General features: G+C 62.8%; 21 protein-coding genes and 1 tRNA gene. 10 read left to right on the top strand and 12 right to left on the bottom strand.

Features of this window, described 5'->3' with window-relative positions; all coding sequences use genetic code 11:
* Positions 1-14 precede the first annotated feature (14 nt).
* Complete coding sequence (locus NMB38_RS06225) at positions 15-404, top strand: hypothetical protein (RefSeq protein WP_027914316.1); 390 nt, start codon at positions 15-17, stop codon at positions 402-404.
* 2 nt (positions 405-406) lie between these two features.
* Positions 407-877: a GreA/GreB family elongation factor gene (locus NMB38_RS06220; RefSeq protein WP_181074074.1), complete on the top strand. Its 471-nt coding sequence runs from the start codon at positions 407-409 to the stop codon at positions 875-877.
* Here the strand turns inward: NMB38_RS06220 and NMB38_RS06215 are convergent.
* Positions 874-1764, bottom strand: a complete 891-nt coding sequence (locus NMB38_RS06215; RefSeq protein WP_181074075.1) for a LysR family transcriptional regulator — start codon at positions 1762-1764, stop codon at positions 874-876. The genes NMB38_RS06220 and NMB38_RS06215 overlap by 4 nt on opposite strands.
* Positions 1765-1870: 106 nt before the next feature.
* Between NMB38_RS06215 and NMB38_RS06210 the strand changes: the two genes are divergently transcribed.
* Together NMB38_RS06210 and NMB38_RS06205 are read left to right on the top strand one after the other, a co-directional pair.
* The gene (locus NMB38_RS06210; RefSeq protein ID WP_049696385.1) at positions 1871-3061 is read left to right on the top strand and encodes an MFS transporter; all 1191 of its coding nucleotides are present in this window, start codon (positions 1871-1873) and stop codon (positions 3059-3061) included.
* 136 nt (positions 3062-3197) lie between these two features.
* Entirely contained in the window at positions 3198-5330 is a 2133-nt protein-coding gene (locus NMB38_RS06205; RefSeq protein WP_088523765.1) for a TonB-dependent siderophore receptor, read from the top strand.
* Positions 5331-5510: 180 nt separating this feature from the next.
* On the opposite strand, the gene NMB38_RS06200 is transcribed toward NMB38_RS06205, so the two are convergent.
* A tRNA-Ser gene (locus NMB38_RS06200) sits at positions 5511-5600 on the bottom strand.
* A 198-nt stretch (positions 5601-5798) separates the two neighbouring features.
* Here NMB38_RS06200 and NMB38_RS06195 point away from each other — a divergent pair.
* The 3 genes from NMB38_RS06195 to NMB38_RS06185 all read left to right on the top strand — a co-directional run bounded on the left by NMB38_RS06195 (position 5799) and on the right by NMB38_RS06185 (position 8344).
* Entirely contained in the window at positions 5799-6488 is a 690-nt protein-coding gene (locus tag NMB38_RS06195; RefSeq protein ID WP_027914311.1) for a crotonase/enoyl-CoA hydratase family protein, read from the top strand.
* Positions 6489-6590: 102 nt separating this feature from the next.
* A complete protein-coding gene (locus NMB38_RS06190) occupies positions 6591-7304 on the top strand; it encodes a lysophospholipid acyltransferase family protein (protein WP_027914310.1) in 714 nt (237 codons plus the stop codon).
* Positions 7305-7372: 68 nt separating this feature from the next.
* Positions 7373-8344 carry a magnesium and cobalt transport protein CorA gene (locus tag NMB38_RS06185; RefSeq protein WP_027914309.1) on the top strand — a complete coding sequence of 324 codons (972 nt, stop codon included), beginning with the start codon at positions 7373-7375 and terminating at the stop codon, positions 8342-8344.
* 32 nt (positions 8345-8376) lie between these two features.
* Here NMB38_RS06185 and NMB38_RS06180 read toward each other — a convergent pair whose 3' ends face one another.
* Entirely contained in the window at positions 8377-9108 is a 732-nt protein-coding gene (locus tag NMB38_RS06180; RefSeq protein WP_088523766.1) for an amidotransferase, read from the bottom strand.
* 527 nt (positions 9109-9635) lie between these two features.
* Between NMB38_RS06180 and NMB38_RS06175 the strand changes: the two genes are divergently transcribed.
* Positions 9636-10436: a cytochrome c gene (locus NMB38_RS06175; RefSeq protein WP_088523767.1), complete on the top strand. Its 801-nt coding sequence runs from the start codon at positions 9636-9638 to the stop codon at positions 10434-10436.
* Positions 10437-10466: 30 nt separating this feature from the next.
* Here the strand turns inward: NMB38_RS06175 and NMB38_RS06170 are convergent, their stop codons facing one another.
* From NMB38_RS06170 to NMB38_RS06155, 4 genes are all read right to left on the bottom strand, one after another.
* Positions 10467-10799 (bottom strand): ribonuclease E inhibitor RraB, encoded by a 333-nt coding sequence (locus tag NMB38_RS06170; RefSeq protein ID WP_023535326.1) that lies wholly within the window; start codon positions 10797-10799, stop codon positions 10467-10469.
* A gap of 173 nt (positions 10800-10972) precedes the next feature.
* Positions 10973-11209 carry a hypothetical protein gene (locus NMB38_RS06165; RefSeq protein ID WP_023535304.1) on the bottom strand — a complete coding sequence of 79 codons (237 nt, stop codon included), beginning with the start codon at positions 11207-11209 and terminating at the stop codon, positions 10973-10975.
* 138 nt (positions 11210-11347) lie between these two features.
* Complete coding sequence (locus NMB38_RS06160; protein ID WP_490806168.1) at positions 11348-13405, bottom strand: LTA synthase family protein; 2058 nt, start codon at positions 13403-13405, stop codon at positions 11348-11350.
* Positions 13406-13558: 153 nt separating this feature from the next.
* Positions 13559-13750, bottom strand: a complete 192-nt coding sequence (locus NMB38_RS06155; protein ID WP_027914307.1) for a PLDc N-terminal domain-containing protein — start codon at positions 13748-13750, stop codon at positions 13559-13561.
* Between the two features lie 130 nt (positions 13751-13880).
* Here NMB38_RS06155 and NMB38_RS06150 point away from each other — a divergent pair, with 130 nt between their 5' ends.
* Positions 13881-14819 (top strand): ZIP family metal transporter, encoded by a 939-nt coding sequence (locus tag NMB38_RS06150; RefSeq protein ID WP_027914306.1) that lies wholly within the window; start codon positions 13881-13883, stop codon positions 14817-14819.
* A gap of 31 nt (positions 14820-14850) precedes the next feature.
* Here NMB38_RS06150 and NMB38_RS06145 read toward each other — a convergent pair whose 3' ends face one another.
* Both NMB38_RS06145 and NMB38_RS06140 read right to left on the bottom strand, forming a co-directional pair.
* Positions 14851-15381: a hypothetical protein gene (locus NMB38_RS06145; protein WP_282478530.1), complete on the bottom strand. Its 531-nt coding sequence runs from the start codon at positions 15379-15381 to the stop codon at positions 14851-14853.
* 59 nt (positions 15382-15440) lie between these two features.
* Entirely contained in the window at positions 15441-15974 is a 534-nt protein-coding gene (locus tag NMB38_RS06140) for an ankyrin repeat domain-containing protein (protein WP_028687838.1), read from the bottom strand.
* A gap of 271 nt (positions 15975-16245) precedes the next feature.
* On the opposite strand from NMB38_RS06140, the gene NMB38_RS06135 reads away from it, so the two are divergent.
* The gene (locus NMB38_RS06135) at positions 16246-16518 is read left to right on the top strand and encodes a DUF3509 domain-containing protein (protein ID WP_023535336.1); all 273 of its coding nucleotides are present in this window, start codon (positions 16246-16248) and stop codon (positions 16516-16518) included.
* Between the two features lie 170 nt (positions 16519-16688).
* On the opposite strand, the gene NMB38_RS06130 is transcribed toward NMB38_RS06135, so the two are convergent.
* From NMB38_RS06130 to aroC, 3 genes are all read right to left on the bottom strand, one after another.
* Positions 16689-17225, bottom strand: a complete 537-nt coding sequence (locus NMB38_RS06130) for an oxidase (RefSeq protein ID WP_028687837.1) — start codon at positions 17223-17225, stop codon at positions 16689-16691.
* Complete coding sequence (locus NMB38_RS06125; protein ID WP_088523769.1) at positions 17222-18376, bottom strand: MFS transporter; 1155 nt, start codon at positions 18374-18376, stop codon at positions 17222-17224. The genes NMB38_RS06130 and NMB38_RS06125 overlap by 4 nt, the downstream gene beginning before the upstream one ends.
* Before the next feature lie 81 nt (positions 18377-18457).
* Positions 18458-19549 (bottom strand): chorismate synthase, encoded by a 1092-nt coding sequence (aroC, locus tag NMB38_RS06120; RefSeq protein ID WP_027914301.1) that lies wholly within the window; start codon positions 19547-19549, stop codon positions 18458-18460.
* Positions 19550-19696: the final 147 nt, after the last annotated feature.

Raw genomic sequence — 19696 nt, 5'->3', positions numbered from 1 at the left:
GCCAGGAAGCAACCATGCCCCGTCGCCGCGAACTGACGATCACGCTCAAACCCTTGCCACTGATACTGAGCATCGCGCTGGGCCTATGGCTGGGCGCTGTGGCGATTGCTGCCAGCCTGTGGCTTGTGGACCAGCTGATGCCCACCCCGGTCGAGGCACCGGAGCCAGCCACCGCGCAGGACGCCCCCCGCGGCGCTACGCCGCCGACCTCGACGCAGCCACCGAACGCCCAGGCCGAAATGTTCGAGCGCTACAAGGACACGCTGCACAAGCAGCAACTGGAGCAAGCCGCCGAAGGCAACCCCCGCAACCTCAACACCCCCAAATGCCAGTTCTGGTTACAGCAGAACCGCACGGCCCCCACAGACAAAAGCCAGGCCAACGTGCTGGAGTTCTGTTACTGATCATGAACAAGACCCACCTGATAGCGCAGATCATCGCGGCGCTCGAACACGACCTGGATGTGGTAACCCGAGCAGCGCAGAGCGCTTATGAAGCTGCCACTGCCGAAGAAAACATCGCCGAGAACAAGTACGACACGTTGGGCCTGGAAGCCTCCTACTTGGCCACGGGCCAGGCCCGGCGCAGCGCCGAGATCCGCCAGGCACTCCAGACCTACCGACAGCTGAAGCTGCGCGACTACGACCCTCAGCAAGGGGTGCAGGTAAGCCAGGTGGTCACCTTGGAGGATGAACAGGGCCAATGCCGCAGGCTGATCATCGGGCCCGAGGCGGCTGGGTTGAAGATCGGCCTGGGCGATGAGGTGGTCATGGTGATCACGCCGCGCTCACCTTTGGGGCAACAACTGATGGGCAAGCGCATTGACGAGGAGGTCAGTCTCAATGCCACAGGCTGGACCCTCGTCGAGGCGATCTAGCGCCTATGCTCAAGCGCCCCCAGGCGCTGCTCCATGAGCGCTAGAAAAGCCCGGGCGGCGGATGTCGGGTGGGCGGACCAGATCGCGTACAGGTGCCGTACCGGCGCATCGAGCAGTTGTACCCTGGCCACGCCGTCAAAGCCCTGGGCCACTCGCTCCGGCACCAGGCCGATCGCCATGCCGCGCTGCACGAACTTCTCCACCAGCCGCACATGACCGATCTCGAACTGCACCCGACGTTGCAGCCCTGCCGCCTGGAACGCTTCGTCGGTCTGCCGGCGCGCACCGGTGCCTTCCGGGAAATCCACCAGCACCTCCTGGACCAGGTCGGCAAGCGTCAATTGCCCGTGTCCGGCCAGGCGGTGGGTGGGTGGAAGCACGGCGACCAGAGCCTCCCGAGCCAGTAGACGATGCTGTACCCCCTGCACGCCCTCGCCTTCCCACAACCCGATGAAACCCACATCCAGGCGACGCTCGAGCACATCGGCGACCAACCGTTCGCTCTTGGCCGTGAGCCACCGTACATCCACATCCGGATAGTGCACGTGAAACTCGGCAAGCAGGTCGACCAGGTCCAGCGCCGTCAGCGAACTGATTTCACCGATGGTCAGCCGACCGCGAACCTGGCCACAGGCGGCGGCCACATCGTCGGCAATGCGTCGCGCGGCCTCCACCGCTGGCCGGGCGCTTAGCACGAACGCCTCCCCTGCCGGGGTCAACCACACCCGGCGCGAGGTGCGCTCGAACAGGCTCACGCCCAACTGGCTTTCCAGCCTGGCCACCTGATGACTGAGCGCCGACTGCACCACATGGCAGCGCTCGGCGGCACGGGTGAAGCTGCCTGTCTCGGCCACCGCCAATGCATATTCGAGCTGCTTGAGATTCATGGATCAATCTGCTTTCAAGATGGATGGCGTGAGAACTATACATTGGTGTCATGCGTCGAGGGCGTCGATAATCTTCCCCACTTCACTGCCCGTCACGAGAACCACCATGCACACCCCAACCCTCAGCCGTGCCCTGATTCTGCTGATGGCCACGGCCACTGGCCTGGCCGTGGCCAGCAATTACTACGCTCAACCGCTGCTGCACAGCATCGCCCAGCAGTTCGGCTTGAGCACCGCCAGCGCCGGCAGCATCGTGATTGCCGCGCAACTGAGCTACGGGGCCGGCCTGTTGCTGCTGGCACCGCTGGGCGACCTGTTCGAACAACGCCGGCTGATCACCGTGATGACCGTGATCGCCACGCTTGGCCTGGTCATCAGTGCCTGTGCCCCCAGCCTGCCCTGGTTGATACTCGGCACCACATTGACTGGGCTGTTCTCCGTCGTGGCGCAGATTTTGGTGCCCATGGCCGCCTCATTGAGCGAGCCCAATCAACGGGGCCGTGCCATCGGCACCCTGATGAGCGGCCTGCTGCTGGGCATTTTGCTGGCGCGCACGGCCGCAGGCTTCATGGCCGAACTGGGCGGCTGGCGCAGCATCTACGTGCTGGCTGCGGTGCTGATGGCGATCACGGCCCTGGCGCTGCATCGTAGCCTGCCGGAGCATCACAGCCATGCAGGCCTGCGCTATCCCGCCCTGATTGGCTCCGTGTTCCGCCTATTCATCGAAGAGCCGGTGCTACGCCTGCGCTCGCTGCTCGGCCTGTTGGCGTTCAGCCTGTTCGCACTGTTCTGGACGCCCCTGGCATTTCTGCTGGCCAACGAGCCGTATCATTACTCCGATGCGGTGATCGGCCTGTTCGGCCTGGCAGGTGCGGCCGGGGCGCTTTCGGCCAACTGGGCCGGGCGGCTGGCTGACCATGGCAAAGGCTCGCTGGGGACCACGGTGGGGCTGGTGGTCTTGCTGCTGTCCTGGGTGCCGCTGGGCTTTGCCGAGCAGTCCTTGCTGGCCCTGCTGCTGGGCGTGCTGATGCTCGACCTGGCCGTGCAACTGGTGCATGTGAGCAACCAGAACGCGGTCATCGCGCTGCGCCCCGAAGCGCGCACCCGACTCAATGCGGGCTATATCACGTGCTATTTCATCGGTGGCGCCTTGGGGTCACTGTTGGGCACGCAACTGTTCCAGCGCCAGGGCTGGCCAGGGATCGTGGTGGCAGGCCTGGTGATTGGCGCGCTGGCATTGGTAGTGTGGTGGGTGGCAGCGCGTAAAGCCAAACCCGAAGCCTTGGTGCGCCAATAGCCGTGCCTACGGGGGCTGCGTGGTGCGCAGCCCCCAAGTCGGGGCTCCCGGGCTTTTGTCCGCGCCCAATACCTGAAGCGACTGATACTATGCGGCCTTTTTCACGGCCTGTGCCGCGCCTTCAGGAGCCCCACGCATGCCCCCGCGTCACCCTCGCCTGCCCTTTCGCCTGCTAAGCCTGGGCCTGGCCTTGCAATGCCCTGCGGTGTTCGCAGACCACGGGGTGCAACTGGACCCGCTTGAGGTGTCTGATACCTACGGCAACGACGGCTACCAGGCACGTGAGGCTGCCGTAGGCAGCTTTCAGGCTGCACCCCTGCTTGACACCCCGGCATCGATCAGCGTTTTCAGCCAGCCTTTGCTGGAGGATCGGCAGGTGCGCCTGCTCAGCGAAGTGCTGCAAGGCGACGCTTCGGTGGGGGAAAGCTACGCACCGGTCGGCTACTACGAAAACTTCAACGTGCGCGGCTTCGAGCTCAATGCCGCCAGCAGCTATCGCCTCAACGGGCATACCATGGTCGGTGAGCAGAACGTGGCCCTGGAGAACAAGCAGCAGGTGGAACTGCTCAAGGGTTTGTCGGGGCTGCAAAGCGGCGTGTCGGCGCCCGGGGGCCTGGTCAACTATGTGACCAAGCGGGCCGAGCCTGTGCGCCGGGTCACGTTGTCCACCAACGCGCAGGGCGAACGTTACCTGGCCACCGACGTCGGCGGCTGGTTCGGCGACCAGCAGCAGTTCGGCCTGCGGGTGAACCTTGCGCATGAGGACATTCGCTCCTATGTCGCGCATGCCGACGGCCAGCGTGATTTCGCGGCGCTGGCCTTCGACTGGCAGATCAGCCCGAACGCCACCTTGCAGTTGGACGCCGACTACCAGCACCGCCAGCAGCGCTCGGTACCGGGTTACCAGTTGCTGGGCGGCACGCGCCTGCCCCACGACGTAGACCCTGAGAACCACCTTGCCTACCAGCAGTGGGCCAAGCCTGTGCAGAACGATTCGCTCAACCTGGGCGGGCGCCTGGAGTACCGCTTCAGCGAGGCCTGGACAGGCACGGTCAGCGCCTCACGCAGCCAGGCGGTGATCGACGACTACAGTGCCTTTGCCTGGGGCTCTGGGGAAGGCGCCTTCTTCAGCAGCACCGGCGACTACGACATCTATGATTTTCGCAGCCCCGACGATACCCGGCGTATCGACGAGGCGCAGGCCACGCTCGATGGGCGCTTCGATGCGCTGGGCGTGGGCCACGCGTTAACCCTGGGCACCAGCGTCCAGCGCCGCACCTTGGACCAGCGTCCGTACTACAACGCGTGGCTCGGCACCGGCAACCTGGATGAAGCCGCGCCCGACCTTGCCCCCTCGGACCAACCCGTCGGCGCTCGCGAAAGGCGTCTGGATAGCCGCCAGTATGGGCTCTTCGTCACTGATCGGGTGACGTTCAGTGAACACTGGCAAGCCATCGTCGGCGCCCGGGAAGTGCGCCTGGATGAACGCGCCTGGGATGAAACCGGCACCGCCGGGCGGCACACTCGCCAGTATCAACTGCTGCCCAACGCGGCGCTGGTCTTCAAACCTGCGCCAGACACGACGCTCTACGCCAGTTACGCCAAAGGCCTTTCGGCGGGTGGCACTGCACCGTGGTTTGCCCGTAACGCTGCGCAGATCCTTGCGCCCACCCTCTCGCACCAGCTGGAAGTGGGCCTCAAGCATGACTGGGAGGCGCTGAGCGTGAGCGCTGCGTTGTTCCAGATTCGTCAGGCGTACCAGTACGCCCGCCCTGACGGCGACGGCGCTTTCACCTATGTGCAGCAAGGCCAGCAGAAAAACACGGGGCTGGAACTCGGGGCCAGCGGTTGGGTGACCTCCAACTTACAGTTGCAGGCCAGCGCGGCCGCCATTCATGCGCGGGTGGTCGGCAGTGGTACGGCTGAGCGTGAGGGGCACCAGGCCATCAACGTGCCAAGGTTCCGGGCAGCCCTGCAGGCGCAGTACACCCTGCCGGTGCCAGGGCTGGCGATACTGGGCGGGGTACGCTACAGCGCCCGCAAGTACGCTGATCATGCCGGCAACGTGGCGGTGGGTGGGTATACCGTGTTCGACCTGGGCGGGCGCTACCAGACGCGCGTCGGGGGGTATGACACGGCGCTGCGGCTGACAGTGGACAACGTCTTCGACAAGCGTTATTGGCGGGATGTGGGGGACTATCTGGGGGATAACTACCTGTTCCAGGGGGCACCGCGTACGGCACGGTTGTCGGCTTCGGTGAGTTTTTGAGTTGTAGTGGCTGAGATTACTCGCTTCGCAGCAGGAATCGCCGGGGCCGCGGCGCGGCCCCGGCGATTACCGCTGCAAAGCTGCAGCCCGTGCCTCACACACCGTCGGCAGCGCCATCAATAAACACCCCAAAAACAAAAAGCCCCCATGCTTTGCAGCACAGGGGCTCTTCGTAGAATGTGGCGGTGAAGAAGGGATTTGAACCCTTGATACGATTTCTCGTATACACACTTTCCAGGCGTGCTCCTTCGACCACTCGGACACTTCACCGTTTCTCTTCAAGCCGTATGGCCTGTCGAGGTGCGCTAATTTAGTGAAAGACGTTTCCTTTGGCAAGTATTTTTTTCAGTTTTTTCATGCATTTGCATCTCGCCGTCGGCAGCGCCTGACTGGCCAGTCAGCCTTGCTGCTTTACCTGGCCTGCGCTGCTGGGTAACGTCGGCGCCACGCCAACAAAAGGACTCTGCCATGAGCGAGCTGATCACCTACCATGCCGAAGACGGCATCGCCACCCTGACCCTGAACAACGGCAAGGTCAATGCCATCTCGCCGGACGTCATCGACGCGTTCAATGCCGCGCTCGATCGCGCCCTCGAGGCCCGGGCAGTGGTGATCATCACCGGGCAGCCGGGCATTCTGTCGGGCGGCTACGACCTGAAGGTCATGACCCGCGGCCCCAAAGAGGCCATCGCGCTGGTCACCGCAGGCTCCACCCTGGCGCGCCGCCTGCTGTCGCATCCGTTTCCAGTGGTGGTGGCCTGCCCAGGCAACGCCGTAGCCAAAGGGGCGTTCCTGCTGCTGTCGGCCGACTACCGCATTGGCGTCGAAGGCCCGTACAAGGTGTGCCTGAACGAAGTGCAGATCGGCATGACCATGCACCATGCCGGGATCGAACTGGCCCGTGACCGTCTGCGCCGCTCGGCCTTCCACCGCTCGGTGATCAACGCCGAAGTGTTCGACCCCCAGGGGGCGGTGGATGCAGGCTTTCTGGACAAGGTGGTGCCCGCCGAGCAACTGATGGAGACCGCCTTGGCTACAGCGCAAGCGCTCAAGCAGCTGAACATGCTGGCCCACAAGAACACCAAGCTCAAGGTCCGCAAGGGCCTGCTCGAAGCCCTGGACAAGGCTATCGAGCTGGACCAGCAACACATGGGGTGACCTCACCACCTGCACAGATCGACCAGAGCGCCTCCACCAGGGTTTGCCCCGGCCAGTGCACAGTCGTACACTGCCGGGCGACTGTCTGGTGTGAGTCGTACCATGCTTTACGTTCTTCGCATGTTCCTGCTGGCGCTGCATTTTCTCGCCGTCGGCGCCGTGGGGCTGATCATTGGCCTGTGCCGCCCGTTCAACCCCGACAACAGCCGCGTGTTCGCCCGGCTCTACAGCGTGCCGGCTACCTGGCTCATGGGCCTGAAGGTCCAGAAGCAGGTGGGGCCTTTGTGGGACCAGCCACCGGGCTGCGTCATCATCGCCAACCACCAATCCAACTTCGACCTGTTCGTCCTGGGCCAGGTGGTCCCGCAACGCACCGTGGCCATCGGCAAGAAGAGCCTGGGCTGGATTCCGCTGTTCGGGCAGTTGTTCTGGCTGGGCGGCAACGTGCTGGTCGACCGCAAGAACGCCTACCAGGCCCGCAAGGCGTTGCAAAAGACCACCCGCGTCCTGCAGAACGACACCTCCATCTGGATATTCCCTGAAGGCACGCGTAACGCCAGTGAACAGCTATTGGCGTTCAAGAAAGGCGCATTCCACATGGCCATCGAGGCCGGGGTACCCATCGTGCCCGTGTGCGTGAGCCGCTATGCCCACCGGCTGAACCTCAACAGCTGGCGGCGCCGGACGGTAATCGTACGCTCCTTGCCTCCCATCGCCACCACCGGCATGACGCAACAGGACCTGCCTGCGCTGATCGAGCAGTGCCGCACCCACATGCAGCAGTGCATCGACCGGATGGAACACGAACTGCCCTGACCCGTTGCTCTCCCGCCCACTACAGCCCAAGCTGTAGGCCGTGTTCAACCACAAAAAAGCGGGCAATCATGGGGCGAGTCGTGGCAGCGGCGGTGTACAGCGCCGGTAGGAAGGTCACCAACATCAGTATCGATGAAGGCAGCGAATGGGCACGCAAGCCAGGCCACTTCGTCTGGATCGGGCTGGAGGAGCCCGACGCCGAAGCGCTGGCCAACCTACAACGCCAGTTCAACCTTCACGAACTGGCCATCGAAGACGCTCTGGAGAAACACAGCCGGCCGAAGCTGGAAACCTTCGGCGACGCCTTGTTCATCGTCACCTATTCACCGGTACGCCAGCAGGGGCGGCTGGAATTCATCGAAACCCACATCTTCGCCGGCAATGGCTACGTGATCACCTGTCGCAATGGCCATTCCAAATCCTATGCCCTGGTGCGCCAACGCTGCGAAGCGCGGCCGCTGCTGCTCGAACACGGCGAGGACTTCGTGTTGTATGCGCTGCTGGATTTCGTTACCGAAAACTACCAGCCCGTCAGCGAGGCGATTCATGGGGAGATCGAAGCGCTGGAGCAGAGCGTGCTCGGCGGATCCTTGCTCGAAGCCGACATCCGTCGCCTGCACAGCCTGCGACGCGATCTGCTGCGCTTGCGCCGCTACGTGGCGCCCATGGTGGAAGTGAGCGAGGAATTGCAGCGCCTGAGCTTTCCCTTCATCGACAAAAACATGCGCCCCTACTTTCGCGACGTCCAGATCCACGTGACCCGGCAGATGGAAGACCTGGCCGGGATTCGCGACATCGCCAGCCAGACCATCGAGATCGGCATGCTGCTCGAAGCGTCTCGCCAGAGCATCGTGCAGCGCAAGTTCGCCGCCTGGGCGGCCATTCTGGCCTTCCCCACTGCCATTGCCGGCATCTACGGCATGAACTTCCAGAACATGCCGGAGCTGAGCTGGCACTACGGCTACTACGTGGTGCTGGGGGTGATTGCGGCCGGATGCGCAGGGCTGTTCGCCAGCTTCAAGAAATCCGGCTGGTTGTAACAAAGCAAGGGGCACCCGGCGCCCCTGCCCTGTCAGGCCGCGTTGTGCTTGCTGGTCGGTTGCTGGATGAAACGCAACATCCACTCGCCTACCACGTCACCCTGATGTTCGGTGGCTAGGCTGGCGACGGCCTTGTGGTAGACCTCATCGCCCAGATGCGCCTGTCGAGCGTCGAGCAGGGCCCGGGAGTAGTCATGCACGAACTCTGGGTGACCTTGGAAACACAGCACCTGATCGCCGATGCAATATGCCGCATTGGGGCAGAAATCACTGGATGCGATGACCGTGGCGCCTTTGGGCAATTCGGTCACCTGGTCCTGGTGACTGATCAGCAAGGTCAGCTCAGACACCTGAGGTTGCATCCAGGGTGCCCGTGCAGACAGTGAATAACGGTGCACGCCGACGCCCCAGCCCTGCTCGGCCCGCTCCGCCTTGCCACCCAGGGTCAGTGCCAGCAACTGATGACCGAAACACACGCCCAGCAGTTTCTCACCCTGGTCATACAGCTTGAGCAGGTAAGCCTTGAGCGTCTGGATCCAAGGATCGGAACCGAACGAATCGGCTTTGCTGCCCGTCACAAGGTAAGCATCGAACTTGAGATCCTCTGCCGGATATTCACCGTTCATGACGTTATACACGCTGAACTGTGCTGTGATCGGCTGACGGGCGAAGAGCTGCTCGAACATCCTGCCGTAGCCTTCGTACTGCGCCGTCAATTCCGGTCGCAGAACATCGGTTTCAAGGATGCAGATGCGTAACGACATAGGGATAGTCCTGAACGACATGGATGGAAAACAGCTATAGAGCGTGACGCGAAAGGCACGTACAAGCAAGAGGGTCGCGCAGACGAACGGTGCACGCCGGGTAGAGGCAGTACAAAAACAGCGAGCCTGTCTAGCTGAAGCCTATCAGCGCGATGGCTTGATGCTTTAAATCGAAATGCTTTATAGGCGTTGGTAGTTAGAACAAAGGGTTCTCAAGCCTGAATCGTGTACATCCTAATGTTGCAGGTATGTCCACATTCATGAGGCAAGCGGTGCAGGTGCCGGTAGGGGCCATTGCGATCGACCCGACGTGTGACAAGGAAGCCAACGGGTATTGAGGAATAACAACAAGAAGGCGGTCCGCCATGTTCAGACAATCGAAACTTCGCCAAGCTGGGCTCATTCTTTTCGCGACCACGCTGTTGCTGATACTGCCGAACCTGACACGGGTGTTCGGTTAAGGCCAGTGGTGGCGGGAGCTGGCTGCATAGCGGTAACCTGCTGGCCCCTGATGGCCGGAGTATCCCATGCGCCCATGCATTGCCTTGGCAGCCCTGCTGTCATGCCTGCCGCTGTCGGCGGCCCAACTGCACCTTGAACTGGGCACTGGCCAAACACAGTGGAGCAGCGAACAGCTGCTCGCGCATTCCCAGGCCAAAGCGGTAGATATCAGCGAGGACGTCTCCTATAAGCGCCCCATGCGCTATCGCGCAGTGCCCCTGGCGGTGCTGCTGGAGGGTGTGGGGCCAGAAGACCATCTGCAGGCCATTGCAGCCGATGGCTTTGCGGCAGAAATGCCCGCTGGCCCTTTGCTTCAATCCGGCCCGGCGCAGGCCTGGCTAGCCGTCGAAGACCCGGGCTACCCATGGCCGCCCCTAAGCAAGGGCAAACCGAGTGCAGGGCCGTTCTACCTGGTGTGGACCGCGCCGCAAGCAAGCGGCATTCGCCCCGAACAATGGCCCTTTCAGATTTCCACGATCCGTAAGCTGGCGCCTGTCGAGCAGCGGCTTCCGGCGTTGCTGCCGGACCCGAAGCTGCCCAGCGGCAGTCCCGTGCGACAAGGCTTTGCACTGTTCCAGCAAAACTGCCTGGCCTGCCATCGCCTTAACGGTGCAGGGGATGCTCAGGTAGGGCCTGATCTGAACGTGCCGCATAACCCGACCGAATACTTCCAGCCAGGTTACCTGCGCAGGCTGATTCGGGACCCACAAAGCTTGCGGCAATGGCCCCAGGCGAAAATGCCGGGCTTTGCCCCAAGTGTGCTGAGTGATAAGGAACTCGATGCGCTGCTGGCGTATCTGCGGCACATGGCCACGCGCAAATCCTGAGAAAATTGGGCCGCAGGACGGCCCAATGGCCTAGGCCGTGAGGCGCTCGTGCTTGACCCCCCACCCCTCCACTTCGCCGCCATAAGGCGTGACAACCTGCTCGAAGGCCTCCTCGAAATCGCCAATGCCACCGTGGGTGGCGAACATGATTTTACTGAGTTCCAGGTGCCAGGCACCGTCATCGAGCTCGGTCACCTGAGCGTTGAGCGATTCGCCACGAAACTCCCCGGCTGCGCGACGCGCAGCGGCTTCATCCGGGAAAACGGCATAGAACTCGATAGGGTGAATCTGGGTGAAATCGAAACCGCCTGCCTTCATCTGGCGCAGGACGTTGCTGCTGATATCGTCGTGTTGGCTGCTCATGAATCGTCCTCCTGAATAACGCAGTGGATAGACTTTCCGTGCACGGGCACCTGCCCCAAATCGTCGGGCAGTTCGAGCTGATACAAGACGCGGGTGGGAACGGTGCCGCCTGCGCAGCCGGCGGGCACCTTCATGCAGCGTAGTGCCCAGGCGGACGCTACGCAAACCGTGAATCAGGGCGCCTCTTCAATGCTGGTGATGGTGACGCCGCTGTGTTCTTTCAGCCAGCGCGCCGTGGGGGAAACCGCGCGATCCTGAAAATCGTTGAGGTCCAGCTCATCCATGACCGGGAACAACCGCGTGCGGATGGCACGGGCGGCGTCTTCCTCGCTGGGGCGATGTTCTGCCTGCAGCACGATCGAGGTCGGTGCGCCTTTCTGGTCGGCAAAGATGACTTCCCACTCTTTCATCGAACGAGCCCTCTCAATCAAACGACACCTTACGCGATGCCTGAATAACTGACCTTGGCCCTTGGGGAATGTTCAGAAAGTTGAACACCCCCGACCAGGGCCGCCCGGTAGCGGCCCTGGTCGGGGGCGTGGACACGGTTACTTCGGCGTGCCGTGCACTACCCCTGCCGTGTTGTCCAGCAAGCTCTTGGTGGCCGTCTGAATATAGGCTTCGAGCTGCTTGAGCAACTGCGGCTGGTCCGGGCTTTCGATGAGCTCGGCCTTGAACTCGCGACCCAACTGATAGCGGTACAGGCGCGGGGTCATGTCCTTGGACTCGATCAGGATACGGTCGCCCTGCACCAGGCCCACGATCTGCTCGCTGCCCGAAGGCTTGATCATGCCGATGCCTGGGTCGCCCTCAGGCAGGTTGAGCAAGTCGCGCCCCCAGCACTGATGGCGCGTCTGGCCGCCCAGGCGACCCATGATAGTCGGTACGATATCGACCTGGGTGCCCACGGTATGGTTGACCGCACCGAACTTCTCCTGGATGCCTGGGGCGATCAGCAGCAGCGGTACGTTGAACCGTCCCAGGTCCAGTTCGGTGACCTGTTGATGGTTGCCGAAACCATGGTCACCCACAATCACGAACAGGGTGTCCTTGAAGTAAGGCTCCTTGCGCGCCTTCTCGAAGAACTGGCCCAGGGCCCAGTCCGAGTAGCGCATGGCCGTCAGGTGTTCGTCCAGGCGGCCTTGCCCGGTCACCTTCTCCACCGGCAGGTCCTTGGGCAGGGCGTACGGCGTGTGGTTGGACAGGGTCTGGAGCAAGGCATAGATCGGCTTTTTACCATCGTGCTTGGCCAGTTCCTGATTGCCGCGGTCGAACATGTCCTGGTCGGACACGCCCCACGTCGGGTCAGAGAACACCGGGTCGACGAAGTCCTGCCGGCCGATGAAGGTGGTCATGCCCTGGTTGCCGAAGAAGCCGGACTGGTTGTCCCAGGCGAAATCGCCGTTGTAGACGTACACGTCGTCGTAGTCACGGGCGCTGAGCAAGGCTGGCAGCCCGGACAGCTTGTGACCGCCCTCCGGGGTTTGCATCAGGTACTCGAAGCCTGGCAGGTTGGGGAAGCACGCCATGGTGGCGAACATGCCCTGGTGCGTGTGGGTGCCGTTGGAGAAGAAACGGTCGAACAACAGCCCTTCCTTGGCCAGCTTGTCGAAGTAAGGGGTGATGTTGTTGAGGCTGCCCAGCGCGCCGACCGAATGGCCCGCGAAGCTCTCCATCAGGATCACCACCACGTTCTTGATGGGCAGGGTGCCCTCGGCTGGCGGCACGAAATCGCGGCGCACGGCAGCTTCGTCGGCATCGACCAGGGTGTCATGGGGGGTCAGCAGTTGCTGGCGTACGGTCTGGGTCGCCAGATTCTGCTCCAGCACCGGCTTCCAGATGTTGGCGCGGTCCTCGCCAAAGCGGCTCTTGGCGGCGTCGATCAGGGTCAGGGTGCCGTTGAGGCCCAACTGGTTGACGAAGTTCGAGTCGGTGGTGAACGCGTCACCCCAGCGCATGGGCGGCCCCTGACGCAGGGTGCCACGGGCGGCGATCACGGCCACCAGCAGGATCACCATGAACACTGCCAGGCGGTAATACCAGGCAGCCACCGGCTGGGTCCCAATCCCGCGGGTCAGCCGGTCCACACCTTTGAACAGCAGGCTGAGCAGCCAGGTTCCGAACACCCAGGCCAGCAGGTAGCGCACCACTGGGAAGCCGTACCAGAGCATGCTCATGACGGTTTTGGGGTCTTCCTTGATGTACTGGAACACCAGCCCGTTCAGACGCTGGTGGAACTCGCGATAGAAGTCCAGCTCCATCAGGCCCAGGAACATCACCACGCTGGCGGTGAGCGTCAGCCAGAACCGGAACACACCCCGGCGGGCCATGGCCCAGGGGCTCAGCAGTGCCAGCAGCAGCGGTATGCTGATGTACACCACCACCCGAAGGTCGAAGCGCAGGCCGTTGACGAACCCTTCGGCGACCGTGGCCGCTGGCGTGTCGCCAATCATGTCGCTGTTGTAGACCAGCAGTGCCAGACGCACGAGGCTGAGCATCAGCATGATGACCAGCGCGCTGAGCAGCGTATAGGCCAGGTGGGATTTGAGGGTCGGCGAGAACGGCGCTCGCGCGCGCCGTTGCTTCAAGGCGTCCGGGTTGGCCATGAACAGGAAGGTCCTAGAAATGCGGTTTGCGAAGAAGGCGCTGGCGCAAGACCAGCGCGGCATTGTGCGGGTGCGGATTCTGTTTAATTCATTGTGAAAATTTTGTCACGGCCTGGATGCGCCTGTGGCGCCAGGGGTGTAGTTGTGCTGACTTCAAAGCCGGCCCGAGCCGCGCGGGCCGGCGATGGCCCAGATCACCAGCCCCACGACTGGCAGCAGGGCAATCAGGAGAATCCACAACACCTTTACGCCCACTTCGCGGTCGCTCTTGTAGACGTTGATGATGGCCCAGATATCCAGGGCAAGAATGATCAGACCTACCAGGCTGTTGAACATCGATCCCATACCGCGTACTCCAGTTGATGAGTGTATTGCTGCATAGCATAGCCCCCTATCGGTTCAATAGAAGGGAATCCTTGGCCTGGCCAGCAGGTCACTGCCTATGATGCATCGTCATTTCGATCAGAGGTTCTGCATGCCACCTGCCCACAGCCACAGCGCCACCCCGCCCTCGCCGTTCAGCGTGTGGCGGCAACAGATAGCCAACAACCCCTGGGTCGGAGCAGGCCTTGCGCTGAGCCTGGTGGCCGTCGTGATCCTGCTGGGTGCAAGCCTGTGGAACGCGGTCAACGGCGATCATTCCGAAAACCTGCACCTGGCCGCGCTCGGTGGCCTGTCCGGGTTTGGCGCCACCGCACTGGGCGCCGTGCTGGCCGTGGTTTTGCGTGATGTCAGTAGCCGTAACCAGGACGTGATGCTGGGGTTCGCTGCCGGCATGATGCTGGCGGCCAGTTCGTTTTCGCTGATCCTGCCGGGTCTGGACGCGGCGCGGGAAATCACCGGCAGTGGGCCGGGTGCGGCTTTGATCGTGGTCGTCGGCATGGGGTTGGGCGTGCTGCTGATGCTGGGCCTTGACCGTTTCACACCGCACGAGCATGAACGCGTCGGCGTGGTTGGGCCAGAAACCGAACGGTTCAGCCGGGTCTGGCTGTTCGTGCTGGCCATTACCCTGCACAACTTGCCCGAGGGCATGGCCATCGGAGTGAGCTTCACCAACGGTGACATGAACATCGGCCTGCCACTGACTACCGCCATCGCCATCCAGGACATCCCGGAGGGCCTGGCCGTGGCGCTGGCGCTGCGGGCGACCGGGCTGTCCAACCTGAAGGCCGCACTGGTGGCGATTGGTTCAGGGGTGATGGAACCCTTGGGCGCGATCATCGGCCTGGGCATTTCCACCGGCTTTGCCGTGGCCTACCCCATCAGCATGGGGCTGGCGGCGGGCGCGATGATCTTCGTGGTGAGCCACGAGGTCATTCCTGAAACCCACCGTCACGGCCACCAGACCTCAGCCACGCTCGGCCTGATGGGCGGTTTTGCGGTGATGATGTTCCTGGACACCGCACTGGGCTGACAGCGCCGGTGTGCGGCCGTGTACGAAACGGTCAGGCGTGCAGGGCGATTTTCAGGGCCTCCAAGGCTGGCTCGGCCTTGATGCCGAGTTCAGCGGCCAGCGCCTGGACCCGTTCCAGATCCTGCTGGCCCACCATGACCATCTGCAACTCATCATCGAGCAACTGGCTGAAATCGAGCAGTACGTAGCCACCGGCTTCCTTGTTGAGCGCTCCCATCTGCACCTGGATGCGGTTGAGCGCAACGAGCGGTTCGGTGCTTGCCAGCTGCTTGGGCTTGAGCGTGAACGGCACGCTCTTGTCGAAAGAGTCGCTGATCTGCTGGAACAGCTCCTGATAAGTGTCGGCCTGGAATACCACGGTATCGGGCAGGCTGCCGAGCACTATCCATTCGCCCAGTGGGATGGGAAAGCTGTCGTCGTAGTTGATGTCGGGGTTGGCGGCCAGGAAGGCGTCGGGGTCGGCGTAGGCCTGGGCAGCCTCGTCGGCAATGCGCTCGATGTCTTCTTCGCGCAGGCAGCCTGCACCGATGAGGCGGATGAATTCGAGCAGCTGAGTTTTCATGAGGGGGGCCTGTGGCGATGGCAAAGTCGCCAAGGATAGCCGCAAACGCCCCCTGCCCGTTAGCCTGCCAGCGCTTGCAGGCGTGCGGTGGCGTCCACTGCGCCCATGGTCTGGGCTGCCATCAGTGCGTTGGCACCACGGGCATCTTGCAAGGCGGGGTTGGCACCCTGGGCCAGCAGGTACTCGAGGATCTCGACACGGTTGAACATGGCGGCCAACATCAGGGCCGTGCGTCCATCCTGGGCAGCGGCATCGACCGGTACACCGTTTTCCAGCAACAGGCGGATCATGGCCATGTCCCCTTTGAAGGCGGCACCGGCGATGGGCAACTGACCATTGTCGTTGGCGATCAGCGGATCGGCCCCGTGGCTGAGCAACACCTGAACGGCGTCATGGTGGCCGTGGTAACTGGCCAGCATCAGCAGGGTGTCGCCCTTGTGATTACGCAGGTTCACCGGCAGACCGCTTTGCAGCAGGCGCTCCAGCATCGGGGCATCGCCTTGACGGGCCTTGTCGAATACTTGTGCGGCGAAGGCCGCCGCTTCATCGGTAGACATTTGAGCAGGCTGAGCGGGCGCAGTCTGGGTGGACATAAGGAACCTCCTGGTAGAAATCGTTGCCCAAGTGTTTGTCAGGCCCTTCCTGCGCGTCAAAGGTTCCGTTTCTATCGAGCCCATAGTGTTGATCGGCTCGCCGTGCAAAATGCACTGTGCAAAATGCATGACCTTGCAGGTTGCATGGAAAGCATTCTCCAAAAGTAGCCCAAGCCCCTGATTTTATTGGATTTTTCCTACACGCCGTTTCTGGCACGGTCGCTGCAATCTATCTAGACATCGATTGCCACACACCTTGTCAGGAGTAGTCATGAACCTTATCCAGGAAAAATTCGTCTCGGTGTTCCCTGCTTACCAAGTAGCGACTCAACCACGTCCTGACGGCGGCATCTTGCTGACTCTGCGTGCGGCCGACGGCAAGGTTACCCGCCGTGTACTGACCTACACCCAACTGCACAGCGCCGAGCAATTGTCCTGGGCCATCAGCGCCATCCGCCGTGACCTGGCCGAGCAAGCCAGCGAGCTGCCGGTGATCTCGATGCTGCAGAGCCAACAGCGTTTTGCGTTGCCGACGTATCGCTGATTCTTTCACTGCCCGAAAGCGACCATTCCAGGTAGGAGCGGCCTCGTGCCGCGATGGGCCGCACTGCGGCCCCAAGATTTCGGCGTAAAAGCTAATACCGCCGGGGGCTACGCGACCCATCGCGGCACAAGGCCGCTCCTACCCGGGCATCACATGTCTTGGGCGCAAGGCTACAGCTCGTCTATCCCCAAAAACGCTCGCGCGCTCGCATCGCCGGTGAAGATCGGCTGACTCCCCGCTTGTGCTGCAAATAGCCTGAACGCCAGGCAAAACGGCGCCTCACCCAGCTCAAGCCAGCGCCGCGTCCCCGCCGGCACGCGCAACTGGTCGCCCTTCTCACACATCACCGAATACACCCCAGCGCCCAGGCGCAAGCCGACTTGCACGCGTCCGCTCACCACAGCGATCACTTCGTTGGTCTCGAGCACATGCTCATCGCGCAGATCAGGGCCTTGCGCCTCGATGCCGTCACGGTTGATCACCGCATAGGCCCGGCAGGCGTGCGTAGTCATCAGGTGATCCAGATGGGCTTGGCAAGCTTCCATCATCTCATCGTGCAAAGTGCCCGGACGCACCCGCAGCCCGTGCTCAGCCTGGGTCAGCGTCACCCCATGCTCGGCGAGCGCGGCCGTGATGTCTTCGGCGTGGGTCAGCACCTTGTTGGGCAACTGCGGGGTGGAGGGATCGAATACGCAGAGGATGCTCATCGTAAGGTCCTGTTCGGTTGCGAATGAAAGGCCATGATAACGGCTGCTGCCAGTGCTGCGGCGCTGGCCATACCAAAGGTGAGCCCAGGGCCCAGCATGTTCCAGCTGTAGCCGGCGTACAACGCGCCCAGGGCGCCGCCGGTACCCGACAGCGCGGCATACAGGGCCTGGCCCTGCCCCTGCTGCCTGGCGCCGAAACTGGCCTGTACGAAGGCGATGCTGGCGGCGTGAAAGCAGCCGAAGGTGGCCGCATGCAGCAACTGCGCGCCCACCAGTACGCTGGGCTCCGCCGCCAGGTTACCCAGCAACAGCCAGCGCACCGCGGCCAGTACGAAGCTTGCTAGCAGCACCCGGCGCACGCTGAACCGCGCGAACAGCCGGCGCATGAGCATGAACATCACCACCTCCGCCACCACCCCGAGCGCCCACAGCAGGCCAATGGCCGTTCGGCTGTAACCCAGGTGCTCCAAGTGCAGCGTAAGGAAGGTGTAGTACGGCCCATGGCTCAGTTGCATGAGTGCCACACAGGCATAGAACGCCAGGACCCCAGGCGCACGCAGCTGCATGAGGAAACCGCCGGCCCCCTGCCGCTCACCGTGTTCGACGGGCTGGGCATTGGGTACCCACAGGCTGGCGGCCACTATACCCGCCATGATCAGAACCAGGGCCACAGGGTAGATGTCCAGGCTCAGCCACTCGAACAGGCGCCCAAGCCCCACCACGGTGAGGATGAAACCGATCGACCCCCACAGCCGTACCTGGCTGTAGCGCGACGTCTGGCCGTGCAGGTGCGCCAGTGTAATGACCTCGAACTGCGGCAGCACCGCGTGCCAGAAGAACGCATGCAAGGCCATGACCATCGCCAGCCAGGCGTAGCTCTTGCCGAAGAAGATCAGGCTGAACGTTGCCAGCGTGCACAGCGCCCCAAGCCGCACGATCAGCAGGCGCTGGCCGGTCCGGTCCCCTAGCCAGCCCCACAGGTTGGGCGCTATGCAGCGCATCAGCATGGGAATGGCCACCAGTTCGCCGATCCGCGCGGGCGAAAAGCCCAGATAGTCGAAGTACAGCGCCAGGAACGGCGCCGTGGACCCCAGCAAGGCGAAATAGAAGAGGTAGAAGCTGGACAATCGCCAGTAGGGTATTGGCTGCATGGGGTTGCCTTGGAAAGCAGGGCCTGCCGGCGGTGACTCAGCCGCTTGAGTCACCGCCGCGAGAAAACAGGCCCAGGTGGGTCAGAGCTGGCCCAGCACCGGCGTGCTCACCTTCACTTCGGCGTTCTGGGCACGGTGGCGCAACAGGTGATCCATCAGCGCGATGGCCATCATCGCTTCGGCAATCGGGGTGGCGCGAATGCCTACACAGGGGTCATGCCGGCCTTTGGTGATCACGTCCACAGGGTTGCCGTCGACGTCCACCGAGCGGCCCGGCACGGTGATGCTGGAGGTGGGCTTGAGTGCCAGGTGAGCAACGATCGGCTGGCCCGAGGAGATACCACCCAGGATGCCGCCCGCGTTGTTGCTGAGAAAACCTTGCGGGGTCATCTCGTCGCGGTGTTCGGTGCCGCGCTGCGCGACGCTGGCAAAGCCTGCGCCGATTTCCACACCCTTCACAGCATTGATGCTCATCAACGCGTGGGCCAGCTCGGCGTCCAGGCGATCGAAAATCGGCTCGCCCAGGCCCGGCATCACGCCCTCGGCCACCACGGTGATCTTGGCGCCTACCGAATCCTGATCGCGGCGCAGCTGGTCCATGTACGCCTCAAGCTCCGGCACCTTGCTCGGGTCGGGGCTGAAGAAAGCGTTCTGCTCCACCGAGTCCCAGGTCTTGAAAGGGATTTCGATCGGGCCCAGCTGGCTCATGTAGCCCCGCACGGTGATGCCCTGGGTGGCCAGGTACTTCTTGGCGATGGCGCCGGCAGCCACGCGCATGGCCGTTTCGCGGGCCGAACTACGCCCGCCGCCACGGTAGTCGCGGGTGCCGTATTTGTGGTGGTAGGTGTAGTCGGCATGGGCCGGGCGGAACAGGTCCTTGATGGCCGAATAGTCCTTGGACTTCTGGTCGGTGTTGCGGATCAGCAGGCCAATGGAGCAACCGGTCGTGCGCCCTTCGAACACGCCCGAGAGGATTTCAACCTCATCGGGCTCCTGGCGCTGGGTGGTATGGCGGCTGGTGCCGGGCTTGCGCCGGTCCAGGTCACGCTGCAGGTCGGCGAGAGAGATCTCAAGGCCTGGCGGGCACCCATCGACAATGGCGACCAACGCCGGGCCATGGCTTTCGCCAGCGGTGGTGACAGTGAACAGCTTGCCGTAGGTATTGCCGGACATGGACGCTCCGCGAGATCTGCCTGAAGTGAACGAAAGCGGCAGTATACAGATGGATTGCCTGCCTGTGCGGGCCGGTTGGCAAGCGCATCGTTACGGGCGATGCAGGGCCTTGGACCTGGCCCTAGAACCTTCATTGGCCATTGTGGG

The sequence above is a fragment of the Pseudomonas sp. FBCC-B35 genome (genome assembly GCF_059133755.1).
The sequence above is the reverse complement of the archived record's forward strand: the minus strand, read 5'-3'. Positions and strand labels throughout refer to the sequence as shown.